Origin of the sequence: Microbacterium sp. PA5, from assembly GCF_049860775.1 — a bacterium.
GTDB lineage: Bacteria > Actinomycetota > Actinomycetes > Actinomycetales > Microbacteriaceae > Microbacterium.
This window is the reverse complement of record NZ_CP187567.1, coordinates 2,754,949-2,769,143: the sequence shown is the minus strand read 5'-3', so window position 1 is coordinate 2,769,143 and position 14,195 is coordinate 2,754,949. Positions and strand designations below refer to the sequence as shown.

Genomic DNA, 14,195 nt, shown 5'->3' with positions numbered 1-14,195 from the left:
CCGCTGAGCTCCCGCTCGGCGTCGCCTCAGCCGGGGAGGAAGTTCTCCCGCGCGAGAGGAGCGATCTCGATCGCGTCGGCCTCCGCGCGGCTCACCCAGCGCAGCTCCTCGATCTCGGCCCGCACGGCCGGCTGCTGGTCGCCGATGTCGGCGACGAAGACGTCGGCGACGACGAGGAATCCCGGCTCGTTCGCCGCTGCGGCGGTGAAGGTCCCGAGGCCGTCGAGGTCGTCGGGGGAGAGGCGGATGCCGAGCTCCTCCTCGAGTTCGCGGCTGAGCGTCTCGGCGGCGCTCTCGCCCGGCTCGGGCTTGCCCCCCGGCTGCATGAAGGCGGTGGTGCCCGCCTTGCGCACGAGCAGCAGCCGGCCCTCGGCGTCGACGATGACCGCCGCCGAGACGTGGATGCGGCGCACGGGGTACTCGGCGGAGGCTTCGTCGGAGGCGGAGGAGGTCACCGCCGCACCGTAACAGGTGCGCGTCCGCCGCCGACGTAGAATCGCATGTGCCCGCCGAACTGCCCGACTCCACCGCCCCGTCCTCGGGCATCGCCCCCGACGAGCTGGAGATCGCGCTCAAGGTGCTCCGCCAGGTCGCCGCGATCGACCAGCGGCACCCCGACTTCATCACGCTCCGCAAGGCCACCTCGCACCTCTTCAAGGCCGCCAAGAAGGAGCGCCGGCGCGAGATCCGCGAGGCCGTGGCCGATGCCGACCGGGCCGTGGTCGCCGCGACGGCCACCGGGGCGCCGGATCGCATCGACGACGAGACGCGCGGCATCCCGATCAGCTCGGCGACCACCGCGCCGATCGCCGGCACGCTCCTGAAGGCGCGCGGCTGCTACATCTGCAAGCAGCCGTACACGATCGTCGACGCGTTCTACCACCAGCTGTGCCCCGCCTGCGCGGCGATGAGCCACGCCAAGCGCGACGCGCGCACCGACCTGACTGGCCGGCGCGCGCTGCTGACGGGCGGGCGGGCCAAGATCGGCATGTACATCGCGCTGCGCCTGCTGCGCGACGGCGCGCACACCACGATCACGACGCGCTTCCCGCGCGACGCCGTCCGTCGCTTCCGCAGCCTTCCCGACGCGTCCGACTGGATCGACCGGCTGAAGATCGTCGGCATCGACCTGCGCGACCCGGCGCAGGTCATCGGTCTCGCCGACGACGTCGCCGCCGCCGGGCACCTCGACATCCTCATCAACAACGCCACGCAGACCGTGCGCCGCTCGCCGGGCGCGTACCAGCCTCTCGTCGACGCCGAACTGGCCCCGCTGCCGACGGGACCGCTGCCGGAGCTCGTCACCTTCGGGCACACGAACGACCGCCACCCGCAGGCGCTGGAGCGCTCGGTGAGCGCGCACCCGATCCTGGCCGCCGCCGCCTCGCGCGCCGACGAGCTCACCGAGCAGGCGATGGCCGCGGGATCGAGCTCGCTGGAGCGCCTCGCCGCCGGCACCGCCATCGACGCCGGCGGGCTCATCCCCGACGTCGACCACGTCAACTCCTGGACCCAGCGCGTCGGCGAGGTCGACCCGCTCGAGATGCTCGAGGTGCAGCTGGCGAACACCACGGCTCCCTTCCTCCTCGTCTCACGGCTGCGCGCGTCGCTGGCGGCGAGCCCCGCGCGCCGCACGTACGTCGTGAACGTGAGCGCCATGGAGGGGGTGTTCGGCCGCGGCTACAAGGGGCCCGGCCACCCGCACACCAACATGGCGAAGGCGGCGGTCAACATGCTCACCCGCACGAGCGCCCGCGAGATGTTCGAGACCGACGGCATCCTCATGACGAGCGTCGACACCGGGTGGATCACCGACGAGCGCCCGCATCCGACGAAGGTGCGCCTGGCGGAGGAGGGCTTCCACGCGCCGCTCGATCTCGTCGACGGTGCGGCGCGGGTGTACGACCCGATCGTGCGGGGCGAGGCCGGCGAGGACCTCTTCGGGGTCTTCCTGAAGGACTACGCACCGGGCGCATGGTGAGGCTCCCCGCGCCGGGACGCCGCGTCGTCGTCCGCTACCTCCTGCCGAGCGGGCAGGCCACCGATGCGCTGGGGGAGCTCCTGAGCGCGGACGACGAGACGGTCGTCGTCGACGGGAAGCGCGGCATCGAGCGGATCGCGGTGTCGGACATCGTCGCGGCCAAGGAGGTCCCGCCCCCGCCCGCGCCGCGCCCCCGCCGTCCGATCGGCGGCTGAACCGGCCCCGACCGCGTTCCGGTGACAGTCGTTGCCGCTTCGGGCGCGATCGGGTGACAGTCGTCGTCGCCTCGGTGGCCGGGAACCGACAACGACTGCCACCGGTTCCGTCTGCGGCGACACCGGAGACACGTCCGTCGGCCGACCGGCGCAGCCCGCCCCGTGAGGCACACTGATCGCATGCCCATCGTCGACAACGCCGTGTACGTCGGAGGTCACCGGATCCGCAACCCGGAGAGCCTCGAGCAGACGTTCGAGCACATGCGCGACAACAAGGGGATGGCCTGGATCGGTCTGCTCCGTCCCACGGAGGAGGAGATCCACGCGGTCGCCGCCGAGTTCTCGCTCCATCCGCTCGCGGTCGAGGACGCCCTGTCGGGGCATCAGCGCGCCAAGCTCGAGCGGTACGGCGACGTCCTGTTCGCGGTGCTGCGGCCCGCGCGCTACGTCGAGTCCTCCGAGACCGTCGAGTTCGGCGAGCTCCACATCTTCGTGGGGCCGGACTTCGTCGTGACGGTGCGCCATGCCGAGGTGCCCGATCTCGCGCGCGTGCGCTCCCGCATGGAGTCCCAGCCCGACCTGCTGGGGTCCGGCCCCGAGGCGGTGCTCTACGCGATCCTCGACGAGGTCGTCGACGAGTACCTGCCGGTCACGGAGGGCCTGCAGAACGACGTCGACGAGATCGAGGACGCCCTGTTCGACGCCGGGTCGCCCCAGCTCTCGCGCCGCATCTACGACCTGTCGCGCGAGCTCATCCACTTCCAGCGCGCGGCCGATCCGCTGCGCGACATGCTGGAGTCCCTGCTGCGCGGCGGCGAGAAGTACGGCGTCGACATCGAGCTGCAGCGGTCGCTTCGCGACGTGCTCGACCACACGCTGCGGATCACGGACAAGCTCACCGCGCTCCGCTCCATCCTCGACAATGCGCTCACCCTCAACGCGACGCTCGTGACGCAGCGCCAGACCGACACGGCCCTGATGCAGAACGAGCAGGTGAAGAAGATCTCCGGATGGGCGGCGATCCTCTTCGGCCCGACCCTCGTCGGCACGATCTACGGCATGAACTTCACGCACATGCCCGAACTCGACTGGGTGTGGGGATACCCGCTCGCCCTGCTCGCGATGGCCGGGACCTCCGTGGCGCTGTGGGCGACCTTCAAGTCGCGGAAGTGGCTGTAGGGCGCGGCCGGAGCGGCTGGAGGGCGCGGCCCTCACCCGCTCCGGGGCGCCGCGAGGCGACCTACTTCATCGCCCCGAAGACGTTGTCGATGTCGGCCATCTCCATCTCGGCGGTCGCCTCGATGAGCGCCCGCAGCTCGGCATCCGCGCCGGGGGAGAACTCCTCGGGACGCTCGGGCGCGATCTCCGACGGGACGCCGGCCGGGGCCTGCTGAGAGCCGTCGAGCTCCGTGCCGTCGGCAGACGGCGACATGCCCTGGAAGATGCGGCCGGCTTCGGACTGGTTGCCGAGGTCGAACGTGTACTGGACGCTCTGCAGCCCCCTGTCGACGAGCTCCTTGACCTCGGGGAACTGCTCCGCGTTGGTCTTCGGGATCGGCAGGGCCGTGCGCCAGTTGACGCCGAGGGTCTCGAGCGCCTTCGCGAACGCGTTCTCGTGCGCCTGGTCGCGGACGATGAGATACGAGATCGTCGAGCGGGCCGTCTTGTTGGACGTCATCTCGTAGAGGCGGCACTTCTGCAGGCGACCGGTGGACTCCAGCATCAGGTTGTACAGCAGATCCAGCGTCAGGTTCCCGGAGTTGTAGACGTAGCTCCCGCTCCACGGGTTGCCGGCGGCGTCCACCGGGAGCGCGCCCTGCGCGCCCACGAGGTAGTGGTGGATGTTGGACTCCGACAGCGCGATGTCGAGCGGGGTCGCGCCGCCCGCGCCGGGCTGATCGACGGGGTCGGCGGGCTTGCCGGTGTAGCGCGGCGAGCCGTCGAGCAGGCGCGAGATCGTCGTGCCGATGAGCTCGACGTGGCTGATCTCCTCGGTGCCGACGCCCTGGATGAGGTCGCGGTACGGCTTGGCCGACGCGCCCCGGAAGTTCATGCTCTGGAAGAGGTACTGCATCATCGTGCGCATCTCGCCGAACTGACCGCCGAGCCCCTCCTGCAGCGCGTTGGCGGCCGCGGGATCCGGCTCGTCCTGTGCGATGTCGTTGATCCATTGCTGCAGGTGGAAGTACATGCGACGCCTCCTCGAGACGGGGGGTAGGGGTCTGCACAGCATGCGCGCCGTCCGCCCGTCCGCCGTCCCCCTCGACGGGGCACCGGGGGCCGCGTACACTCGCGTGCCCCCGCGACGCGTCAGGCCTCGCCGTCGGCCTCGGGCTGCCCGGGACCCGGTCCGGGGCGGGCGATCGCGTCGTCGGCGATGTCGATGCGCGTGTTCCCGTCGTGCTCGGAGACGACGTAGTGCGACTCGGCCACGGGTGCGCCGCGGTCCTCGGGGTCGGTGACGCCCTCGGGCTCGTCGCGATCGAGGTCTTCTCGGGGGTCGGTCATGCGTCCAGCTCCTGTCGTTGGGGGCGGTCTCGGTCGAGGGGGCGGCCGGCATCGTGCTCGGCGAGCAGCGCGAGGCGGCGGAGCGTCTCGCGGTTGCGGAGGAACAGCAGCGGCTCGAGCAGGTCGCGCAGCCACGCGGCGGGTCCGGAGACCGGCGTCTCGCGGATGTGGACCGTGCACCCGGTGCCACGGGACTCGATGGTGAGCTCGACGCGGGCGGCGCCCATCGGCCAGCCGCGCGCCGTGAGGACGAGCCTGCGGTCCGGCTCGCACTCCTCGACCGTCGTCGTGTCGTTCACGAGCGCCGGCCAGGCGCCGAACGAGTGGTGCAGCCGTGCTCCGGGCTGAGGCCAGGCGGCGGCCACGTCGCGCATGCGCGCCGCGCCGACCACCCAGGCCGGGTACAGCCAGCCGTCCGCGAGCACGGCGAAGACCGCCGCCGGGGGACAGCGGAAGTGTCGGACGTTGCGCGACATGGCGATCCTTCCGTCGTTGCCGCGAGCGTAGGCGCGCCGGCTCCCCGGCCGCGACGGGATTGTCGCGCGCGTCCCGATGCCGTATGGTCGCCCGGCCGCGGCGTGCGGCCCCGCGACTCCGGAAGCCTGCGACGGTCCGCCGCCGGTACGCAACGTGGGCCCCGCCGGTACCTAATTCCGCGCGTGTGGTCAGTCCTCGCGCGGCGGCCCGCCGAGGATCGGACGGCGGGCGTGCGGACGGGTCCCTTCTGCGCCGGCCGACATGAGGTCTACGTTTGCGTCAGGAGCGTGCGTGAGGAAGCGGGAGCTCATGATGATCGGTCGCGAACAGGAGCTCATGACCGCCGTCGAGCTGGTGCGTGCGGGCGTCAGCATCGACGTCGTCGGGGGACGGGGATCGGGGCGCAGCACCTTCCTCACCGCGCTGCGGACGCGACTGGTCGACGACGACTGGACGGCGGTGCAGGTGCGCGGCGTGGCGTCGCTGCGCCAGCATCCGCTGGCCGCCCTCCAGCTTGCGGGCCTCGGGCCCACCGCGGCGCCGTCGTCGCGGGGCTCGCTGTTCGAGACCGGCGAAGCGCTGCGGGCCGCCCTCCGTCAGCCCCGATCCGTGCTGATGATCGACGACTGGGACGACCTGGACGAGTCCTCGTGGGGGATCGTCGAGACCGTGCGTCGCGCCGCCGGCGTGCCCGTCGTGCTGTCGCGACTCCAGGGGCTCCGCGCCCGGCACACCCCCAGCGGCCTCGCGGCCTCGACGCTGGAGCCGGCGTACGTCATCGACATGGTGCCGCTGCGCTTCGAGGCGATGGAGAAGATCCTGGAGACGTACGTCTCGGCCCCGATCGATCCCGGCACCACGAGCAGGATCTTCGCCAAGTCCGGCGGCAGCATCGGGCTCGCGCTGGGCCTCGTCGACGCGTCGCTGCGCGAGGGCCGCATGGCCCGGCACGACGGCGAGACCTGGACGGCGACGCGCGACCTGTGGAGCCCGGCGCTGCGGGCGGTGCTCGAAGCGCACCTCGAGAACCTCCCCGAGGACGCGCTGGACACCCTGGAGATCATCGCGATCGTGGGGGTCGCCGACATCGGCACGGTGCGCAAGCTCGTGGACTGGCGCGCGCTCGAGCTGCTCGAGGAGCGGCGGATGATCCGCTTCATCCGCAGCGGCGAACGCCACCTGGTCACGGTCGTCCCGCCGCTGCTGGTCGAGTTCTTCCGGCACGAGCCGCTGACGACGCGGCGCATCCGGCTGACCGACCTCATCACGCAGCGGCTGGGCACGGCGCCGTCGTCGTCGGCGATCCTCGCCGAGCCGGAGCCCCGCAGCCCGCACAGCGGAGAGCGCGAGGCGATGTTCGCCCGGCTGCTGCAGGAGCGCGCTCGCGCGCGGCGGATCGTGACGGCCGCCGAGTGGGAGGCCAACCCGTCGCCGGAGACCGCCGTCCGGTACGTCCGCGCCCTGATGCACACCCACACGCGCGCGGCGAAGGAGACGATCGCCGACGTGCTGTCGACGACCGATGCGGCGCACGGCGACCCCGCCGGCCGCGCGGACTTCTGGGTGCTGCGGGCGCAGTGGCTCGCCTACGTGGACGGTGACCTCGACGCGGCGTGCGCCGAGCTGCGGCGCGAGGCGCCCGCGCTCGGGGTGTACGGGCGGATGCTGGACGCGTGCGAGGTGCGCCTCCACGCCAACCTCGCGACGGTGCCCGCCGATTTCGGCGCGCGGCTGGAGGCGGGCGAGGATCTGCCTCCCGCGGTCCAGCTCGCCCTGCTCGAGACGCAGATGCTCGTGCTGGTGATCCTCGGCCGCTTCGCCGACGCCCGCCGCGCGTTCGCGTTCGTCGAGGCGCTCGACACCGCGCACGAGGCCTACATCCCGCGCGCGCTGATGGGGCTGGTGCTGCTGGGCGAGGGCAGGGGCGAGGAGGCGCTCCAGCTGCTCCACCGCGGGTTCGACGAGTCCCACGGCTACCTCGACATCGACGCCGTCCGCGCCTTCGCGGCCGCGGCCTCGCTGTGCCATCTGCTCGCGGGCGACTACGCGGCCGTCGACGAGATGCTCGACGCGGTCTTCGCGGCGGGCGAGCCCGCCCCCTTCCCCCCGGGACTGCAGCAGTCGCTGCTGGCCAGCGCCGCCGTGCTCGCCGTCCGCCGCGGGCAGGTGGGCGCCGGGGAGCGGTTCGCGGCCGAGCTGGACGCCATCCGCACCCCCGACGGTCCCCTGCCGGGTCAGTCGCACGCCTGGCCGCGGGTGCAGCTCCTGGCCTTCGACGGGCGCACCGCCGAGGCGGGGGAGCTGCTGTGGTCGTCCTCCGAGGTGCTGTGGGGCCGCGGTGCGCGCTTCGCCGCCCTCACCGGCATGCTGGCCGCCGTCGAGCTCGCCCCGGACCCCGACCGCCTCGCCGTCGTCCGCGCGCATCTCGACGAGCTGCCCGAGGCCGTCACCCTGCGCGCCCACGCCGGGTTCGTGTCGGCGCTGGTCGACCTCGACCCCGACGCCATGACGGCCGCGGTGCCGGCCCTGCGCAGGGCCGGGCTCACCGGGCTCGCCCTCTCGGCGTGCCAGCTGGCGGCGGGGTGGTTCGCCGAGTCGGGCTCGTCCGGCGGGCAGCGGCGGGCTAATGATCTCGCGCGGGAGATCCGCGACGCCCACCCCGGCCGGGTCATCGACACGGCGCGGTTCCGCGCGACGTCGGTCGTCCTCACCGAGCGCGAGAAGGAAGTCGGCCGGCTCGCCAGCGAAGGTTTGTCGAACCGTGAGATCGCGGCACGACTGGTGCTGAGCGTCCGGACGGTGGAGAGCCACATGCACCGCGTGATGCGCAAGCTCGGCATCCGCGACCGTCGCGCGCTGCGACGCCATCACGCCGCGCTCGCCTGACGCGCCGCTCCCTGGCTGGGTGCGGGAGGCGGGGCACCCCGCGGCGCCCGGACTACGCACATCGGCGGGATGACGGCGGTTCCGGTGCGCCGCGGATACCGATAATCGCCGCGCGGACTACGCAAGCGGTGTTCTCACGGCCGGTGGCGCTGCGCGCGGACCCTAGCTTTGTGGAGTTGCGACCGGGGGGTCGCGACAGGCCGCGCCCCACCCCCAATGGGCGCCGGGATCGTACGACTCGTCGGCGATCCGCCGCCTCCTCGCGCTTCGGTACCCCCGCGCGAGGGGGCGGCCTCCACGCCGGGCGGGCCCGCGAGATCTTTTTCCGGCCCGGGCGTCACGATCGCGCATCCGCGCAGTCCTGATCTGTGCACGACATCGTCGGCGAGCCGTACCGCCTCCATCCCGAGGAGGGGTCAGCGGCTCGGCCGGCCCCCACGGGCCCCGGGGTCCGCTTGCGCGATCGCGCACGAGAAACGAACGGAAATCACATGAGCCAGCGCTCCCGCCGCCTGACGCCGCGTCCGCGCCCCGCGCGCACCGGCCGGGGCCGCATCGCCCGACTCCTCGGCATCGCCGTGGTCGCCGCGGCCCTCACCGCGCCCTCGACGCTCGTCGCCTCCGCGACGGTGCCGGGCACGCCGGGCACGCCCCAGGCGGGAACGCCGGTCTACACCGAGGACTTCTCGAACCAGAACGCGGCCGTCAACGCCATCGACATCCGCACCTACACGGGCGGCGCCGCGGCGGCCAACTCCAGCTACACCGCCGACACGCAGTGGACGCCCGCCGGCAATCAGTGCAACGGCTGGATCATGCGCAGCACGACGCTGCTGCCGCTCACCGACCTCGGATGCGCGCGCAACCAGCCCGACGGCTGGCAGCAGCTGCGCGACATGGCGGTGGCGCTCGGTCTCGCGCAGGGCATGACCCCGGCGCAGGCGGCGGCCAACCAGGTGCTCACCGAGTACACGAACGCCGCCGTCGGCACGATCGCCGCGGGCGTGGAGTTCCAGACGCGCAACACCATCACCGGCACGGGGGGCCACTACTACGCGGTCTCGGCGTACTTCGCCGCCACCAGCTGCCCCGCGGTGGGCGGCACGACGCAGCCGCGCGAGCGGTTCTCGCTGATCGTGAACGGCACTCCGGTGGTGCTGAGCTCGAACCTCAACCCCTGCACCAACTCGACCGACTGGGGCCCGCAGGTGACGAAGCTGCAGTCGGCGGCGTACATGGTGCCCGTCGGGACGACGGCCAACCTCGGGCTGTCGCTCTACAACGCGCAGACCAGCGGGTCGGGCAACGACGTGGCGTTCGACCTCCCGCAGATCGTGGACGTCACCCCGCAGCTCGACAAGGCGTTCAGCCCGACGGTGATCCGCAACGGCGGCACCTCGACGATGACGCTCACGGTGACCAACACCTCCGACCTGATGGCCAAGACGGACTGGTTCATCACCGACGCCCTGCCGACCGACCTGCGGATCGCGGCATCGCCCAACGTCGGCGGCACCTGCATCCAGCGTGCCGGTGCGGCGTATGCGGTCAGCGCGCCGGCCGGCGGCACGACCGTCTCGGTGACCGGCGGCGACCTCGCGCTCAATCAGGCGTCCTGCACGATCACGGTCGACGTGACCTCCGCCGTCAACGGCACCTACGTCAACGGCCCGGCCAACATCACCACCAACCTCAACCCGCCGGCCAACGCGTCGCTCGAGGTCATCCAGCCGTCGATCGACATCGTGAAGACCATCACCGCGGTCAACGGGGTCCCCGTCGTCGCCGACGACCCGGCCGTCAAGCTCTACACCGAGGTCGGGGACGTCATCACGTACTCCTTCGTCGCCACCAACACGACGCCGAAGGCGCCCACCAACACGACGCTCAACACCAATCTCACGAACGTGACGATCTCCGAGGCCTCCTTCTCGGGCGTCGGCGACATGAGCGCCTTCAGCTGCACCCCCGCGCAGGGCGCGACCCTCGCCAGCGGCGCCCAGATGACCTGCACCGCCACCTACACGGTGCAGCAGGGCGACCTGGACGCCGAGCGGCTGACGAACGTCGCGCGCGCCACCGGCACTCCCGCCGTGGGGCCGAACGTGACCGACACCGACGACGAGATCATCCCCGCCGTGCAGTCGCCGGAGCTGCTGCTGGAGAAGTCGGCGTCGGTCGAGGACGTCGACGGCGACGGCGTGACCGGGCTCGACGACCACATCCTCTACACCTTCGAGGTGACCAACACCGGCAACGTGACGGTCACCGACGTGGCCATCGACGACGACCTGCTGACGCAGTTCGGCATCCCCGTCACGTGCGAGCCCACCACGCTCGCCCCCGGTGAGACCTCGACGTGCACCGCCGACGAGCCGTACGTCGTGATCCAGGCCGACGTCGATGCCGAACAGGTCGTCAACGTCGCCACGGCGCACGGGATCGACCCCGTCGGCGAGCCCGTCGTCTCGAACCCCGATGACACCCTGACTCCCATCGAGGTGTTCCTCATCCCGCTCCAGGTGGAGAAGGTCGGCGAGGATTCGAGCGGCGACTGGGTGCGCATGGACGGCTCGTCCTTCGCGATCCTCGAAGACGTCGCCGGCGAGCCGGGCACGGCGATCGCCGTGTCCTGGGTCGATGTCGAGACCGGCCTGTTCCGGATCGACGCGATCCCGGCCGGCGTCTACTGGCTCAGCGAGCTCACCGCTCCCGACGGATTCAGCCTGCTCGCCCAGCCCGTGCAGTTCACCATCAACCCCGACCGCACGGTGTCGATCACCGGCAACGGCGGCGGAGCGGTGACCGCCGCCGGGCAGCTCATCACCGTGCGCGACGTCCCGGCGTTCGTCATGCCCGAGACCGGCGGCACGGGCACGGCGCCCTACCTCGTCGGCGGCGCGCTGCTCGTGATGACGGCGGCGGGCCTGGCGCTCCGCGCCCGACGCCGCGGTCCCGCAGCCCGCGACTGACTCCCTCCACCCCGCACCAACCGTCCGCCGGTCCTGCACCCGGACGCCCAGACCCCGGGGAGACCCGGTCGATCAGAAAGAGAAACAGTGAACACTCCCACGAAACTGCGCGGGTCACGCGCTGCGGCAGCCGTCCTCGCGGCCGGCCTCGCCGCCCTGGCGTTCGCCGCGCCCGCGCACGCGGCGACGCCGAACCTGGTGGACCCCGACGCCACCAGCTCGCTCACGATCCACAAGTACGAGGCACCGGTCACCCCGACCGGCCTCCCGAACGACGGCACCGAGCAGTCGGTGAACCTGCCCGCCCTCGCGGGTGTCGGGTTCACGGTCTACAAGGTCGACACCGTCGACCTGACCACCAACGCCGGCTGGCTCGACGCCTCGGAGCTCGCCGACACGTTCGACGGCACCGACCAGTCGATCACGGGCGCGGGCTACTCGATCACCCCCGTCGGCGGCGAGCAGCTGACCGACGCGGCCGGCGAGATCACCCTCTCGGGCCTCGATCTCGGCCTCTACTACGTGGTCGAGACGAGCCCGCTGGCGGGCTCGACCGGTGTCGCGCCGTTCCTGGTGACGGTCCCGCTGACCGACCCGGCAGACGACGACAACTGGCTCTACGACGTGCACGTCTACCCGAAGAACGCCCTCACCGAGGTCGACAAGACCGTCGAGGACTCCGAGGACGTCAAGATCGGCGACGAGATCGAGTTCACCATCACGGCGGACATCCCGAACGTGGCCGTCATCGACGGCTACAAGATCGTCGACGACCTCGACGCGAAGCTCGACTACCGCGCCGCGACGGTCGAGCTGAGCGACGGCACCGTGCTCGTCGAAGGCGTCGACTACGCGATCACCCCCGCGGCGGCAGCCGCCGGCGGGCCGGTCGTCGAGATCGTCCTCACCCAGGCCGGCCGCGACCTGCTCGAGGCCCACACCGACCTGCAGGTGGTCGTCGTCCTCACCGCGACGGTCAACGCCGTGGGCGAGATCGTCAACACCGCGGTCCTCTACCCGAACGCCGGATCGTTCACCATCCAGCCCGGCCAGCCCGGCGGACCGACCGTCACCCCCGAGGTCATCACCAAGTGGGGCGACCTCACGATCGAGAAGGTCGACGAGGCCGGCGCGCCGCTGACCGGTGCGGTGTTCTCCGTGTACCCGACCGAGCAGGACGCGATCGACGGCACCAACGCGATCGTCCTGGACGGCGCGACCGAGTTCACGGTCGCCGCAGACGGCACGGTCACCCTCAGCGGCCTGCGCTACTCGGACTGGGCCGACGGTGCCGCCGTCGCCCCGGGCCAGGACGGCTACCAGACCTACTGGCTCGCCGAGATCGTCGCGCCCGACGGCTTCGAGCTGCTCGCCGAGCCCATCGAGTTCACGATCACGGCGGCGACCACCGCCGCGGGCGTCGACCTCGAGGTCGTGAACGTGCCGAGCAACGCCGGCTTCGAGCTGCCCAACACCGGTGGCGCCGGAACGACGCTCTTCTGGCTGGGCGGCGGCATGCTGCTCGCCGGTGCGGTGTTCCTCGCCGTCTACTCCCGTCGCAAGGCCCACGCCGACGCGTGACATCCGAGTGACCCGCCGTGCGGGGGAGGCGACGACGTCCCTCCTCCGCACGGTCCATTCCCCCCACCCCCTCGCCGAATCAGGACACCCGCATGACCCTCCTCGAACTCCCCGAGCCCGCCGCCGCGGTCCGGCGCGACCCGCGTGCGCGCCCGAAGCGACGGTGGGGAGGGACGCAGACGATCGTCGTGATCGTCGCCGCGCTGGGCGCCGCCGTCCTCGTCTATCCGATGGCGGCGAGCTGGTTCTCGGCGTGGAAGCACGACACCGAGGTCGACGGCTACGTCCAGACGGTCGAGTCGGTTCCGGACCGCGAGCTCGAGGCGCTGCGCGACGCGGCGCGCGAGTACAACGAGGTCCTGCCCTCCGGCCCGCTCCGCGACCCCTATGCGCTGGGCGCGGACGGCCGGCAGGCCGAGGTCGGCCTCGGCGCGGACGCGTACGCCCGGCTGCTGCGCGTGCCCGGGGTCGAGGCGATGTCGCGCGTGCGCATCCCGTCGATCGACGTGGACCTGCCGATCTTCCACGGCACCGAGGAGGGCATGCTCTCCCGCGGCGTGGGACACCTCTACGGCTCCTCGCTCCCGGTCGGGGGCAGCGGCACCCACACGGTGCTCGCCGGGCACACCGGCTTCGTGCAGGCGACCCTCTTCGACCACATCGCCGAGCTGCGCGAGGGTGATCTCATCGTGCTCACGACCCTCGGCGAGGACCTCTACTACGAGGTCGACCAGTCGATCGTGGTCCTTCCCGACGAGACCGAGGCGCTCCGTCAAGAGGCCGGCCGCGACTACGTGACCCTGGTGACGTGCACGCCGACCGGCGTCAACACGCACCGGCTCCTCGTGCGCGCCGAGCGCGTGGACGCTCCTGCCGAGAGCGAGACGCGCTCGGTCCTCGCCGACGACACGGGGGCCGCGGGCTTCCCGTGGTGGGCCCTCATCCTGGTCGGGGTCCCCGCGCTGGCCGCCGTCGCGGTGACGCCGCGGCGCCGTCGCCGATGAGCGCCGCCGACGAGACAGGTCTGCCGACGCGCAGCCGCCGCGGCGGCCGCGTGCTGCTGGTCATCAGCGTCGTCCTGGTGGTGCTCGGCCTCGTCTTCTCCCTCGCATCGGCGTTCGCCCCCGAGGCGGTGGACCGGGTGACCGGTGAGGCGAAGGTGACGATCACCACGCAGCTGCGGAACCTCTTCGCCCCCGACGATCTGCCCGTGATCCGCCTCGGAGACGAGGGGCAGATCCGCGACCTCGACGACTGCGACGGCACCTTCACCGAGATGGTGGGCTACCGCCTCGACGGGGTGCCCCCGCTCTACGCGGCGCACAACTTCTGCGGCGGCGATGCCATCCTCGGCTGGGGCATCGGCGAGCGCGTGCGCGTGGAGGGGTCGGACACCGTCTACGAGGTCGTCGAGGAGCGTCGCACGGTCAAGTGGGCCGACGCCCACCTTCTGCAGGGGATGCAAGGGGAGTTCCTGCTCCAGACCTGCTTCTACGGGCAGAACCTCATGCGCTTCGTCGGCCTCGCGCCGGTGGACGCCCGCGCCCTCGGGCGGTGACCGTGCCGCGGTCTCCG

Annotated in this window: 12 protein-coding genes; 8 read left to right on the top strand and 4 right to left on the bottom strand. The window is 72.1% G+C overall.

Annotated elements, in window-relative coordinates; all coding sequences use genetic code 11:
* Positions 1–26: 26 nt before the first annotated feature.
* Positions 27–413, bottom strand: a complete 387-nt coding sequence (locus ACPWUT_RS13110) for an NUDIX domain-containing protein (RefSeq protein WP_342395275.1) — start codon at positions 411–413, stop codon at positions 27–29.
* Between the two features lie 89 nt (positions 414–502).
* Between ACPWUT_RS13110 and ACPWUT_RS13105 the strand changes: the two genes are divergently transcribed.
* The 3 genes from ACPWUT_RS13105 to ACPWUT_RS13095 all read left to right on the top strand — a co-directional run bounded on the left by ACPWUT_RS13105 (position 503) and on the right by ACPWUT_RS13095 (position 3,375).
* Complete coding sequence (locus tag ACPWUT_RS13105; protein WP_425838352.1) at positions 503–1,981, top strand: SDR family NAD(P)-dependent oxidoreductase; 1,479 nt, start codon at positions 503–505, stop codon at positions 1,979–1,981.
* Positions 1,975–2,196 carry a hypothetical protein gene (locus tag ACPWUT_RS13100; RefSeq protein WP_284530475.1) on the top strand — a complete coding sequence of 74 codons (222 nt, stop codon included), beginning with the start codon at positions 1,975–1,977 and terminating at the stop codon, positions 2,194–2,196. The genes ACPWUT_RS13105 and ACPWUT_RS13100 overlap by 7 nt, the downstream gene beginning before the upstream one ends.
* A gap of 180 nt (positions 2,197–2,376) precedes the next feature.
* Positions 2,377–3,375 (top strand): magnesium and cobalt transport protein CorA, encoded by a 999-nt coding sequence (locus ACPWUT_RS13095; RefSeq protein ID WP_284530477.1) that lies wholly within the window; start codon positions 2,377–2,379, stop codon positions 3,373–3,375.
* A gap of 61 nt (positions 3,376–3,436) precedes the next feature.
* On the opposite strand, the gene ACPWUT_RS13090 is transcribed toward ACPWUT_RS13095, so the two are convergent.
* From ACPWUT_RS13090 to ACPWUT_RS13080, 3 genes are all read right to left on the bottom strand, one after another.
* Positions 3,437–4,387: a manganese catalase family protein gene (locus ACPWUT_RS13090; RefSeq protein WP_284530479.1), complete on the bottom strand. Its 951-nt coding sequence runs from the start codon at positions 4,385–4,387 to the stop codon at positions 3,437–3,439.
* Positions 4,388–4,506: 119 nt separating this feature from the next.
* Entirely contained in the window at positions 4,507–4,704 is a 198-nt protein-coding gene (locus tag ACPWUT_RS13085; RefSeq protein ID WP_425838347.1) for a hypothetical protein, read from the bottom strand.
* The gene (locus ACPWUT_RS13080; RefSeq protein ID WP_425838344.1) at positions 4,701–5,180 is read right to left on the bottom strand and encodes an SRPBCC family protein; all 480 of its coding nucleotides are present in this window, start codon (positions 5,178–5,180) and stop codon (positions 4,701–4,703) included. The genes ACPWUT_RS13085 and ACPWUT_RS13080 overlap by 4 nt, the downstream gene beginning before the upstream one ends.
* A 292-nt stretch (positions 5,181–5,472) precedes the next feature.
* Here ACPWUT_RS13080 and ACPWUT_RS13075 point away from each other — a divergent pair, with 292 nt between their 5' ends.
* The 5 genes from ACPWUT_RS13075 (at position 5,473) to ACPWUT_RS13055 (ending at position 14,178) form a co-directional block, all read left to right on the top strand.
* Positions 5,473–8,067, top strand: a complete 2,595-nt coding sequence (locus ACPWUT_RS13075) for a helix-turn-helix transcriptional regulator (RefSeq protein ID WP_425838341.1) — start codon at positions 5,473–5,475, stop codon at positions 8,065–8,067.
* Positions 8,068–8,558: 491 nt separating this feature from the next.
* Positions 8,559–11,039: a prealbumin-like fold domain-containing protein gene (locus tag ACPWUT_RS13070; RefSeq protein ID WP_425838338.1), complete on the top strand. Its 2,481-nt coding sequence runs from the start codon at positions 8,559–8,561 to the stop codon at positions 11,037–11,039.
* Between the two features lie 87 nt (positions 11,040–11,126).
* Positions 11,127–12,620 carry a SpaH/EbpB family LPXTG-anchored major pilin gene (locus ACPWUT_RS13065; RefSeq protein WP_425838335.1) on the top strand — a complete coding sequence of 498 codons (1,494 nt, stop codon included), beginning with the start codon at positions 11,127–11,129 and terminating at the stop codon, positions 12,618–12,620.
* Between the two features lie 92 nt (positions 12,621–12,712).
* Positions 12,713–13,624, top strand: a complete 912-nt coding sequence (locus tag ACPWUT_RS13060) for a class C sortase (RefSeq protein WP_425838332.1) — start codon at positions 12,713–12,715, stop codon at positions 13,622–13,624.
* Positions 13,621–14,178: a hypothetical protein gene (locus ACPWUT_RS13055; RefSeq protein WP_425838329.1), complete on the top strand. Its 558-nt coding sequence runs from the start codon at positions 13,621–13,623 to the stop codon at positions 14,176–14,178. The genes ACPWUT_RS13060 and ACPWUT_RS13055 overlap by 4 nt, the downstream gene beginning before the upstream one ends.
* Positions 14,179–14,195: the final 17 nt, after the last annotated feature.

What these genes read in the sequence shown, in the direction of transcription:
- ACPWUT_RS13100 (WP_284530475.1), top strand. Translation starts at nt 1,975, where the DNA reads ATGGTGAGGCTCCCCGCGCCGGGACGCCGCGTCGTCGTCCGCTACCTC.
- ACPWUT_RS13095 (WP_284530477.1), top strand. Translation starts at nt 2,377, where the DNA reads ATGCCCATCGTCGACAACGCCGTGTACGTCGGAGGTCACCGGATCCGC.
- ACPWUT_RS13090 (WP_284530479.1), bottom strand. Translation starts at nt 4,387, where the DNA reads ATGTACTTCCACCTGCAGCAATGGATCAACGACATCGCACAGGACGAG.
- ACPWUT_RS13085 (WP_425838347.1), bottom strand. Translation starts at nt 4,704, where the DNA reads ATGACCGACCCCCGAGAAGACCTCGATCGCGACGAGCCCGAGGGCGTC.
- ACPWUT_RS13080 (WP_425838344.1), bottom strand. Translation starts at nt 5,180, where the DNA reads ATGTCGCGCAACGTCCGACACTTCCGCTGTCCCCCGGCGGCGGTCTTC.
- ACPWUT_RS13070 (WP_425838338.1), top strand. Translation starts at nt 8,559, where the DNA reads ATGAGCCAGCGCTCCCGCCGCCTGACGCCGCGTCCGCGCCCCGCGCGC.
- ACPWUT_RS13060 (WP_425838332.1), top strand. Translation starts at nt 12,713, where the DNA reads ATGACCCTCCTCGAACTCCCCGAGCCCGCCGCCGCGGTCCGGCGCGAC.
- ACPWUT_RS13055 (WP_425838329.1), top strand. Translation starts at nt 13,621, where the DNA reads ATGAGCGCCGCCGACGAGACAGGTCTGCCGACGCGCAGCCGCCGCGGC.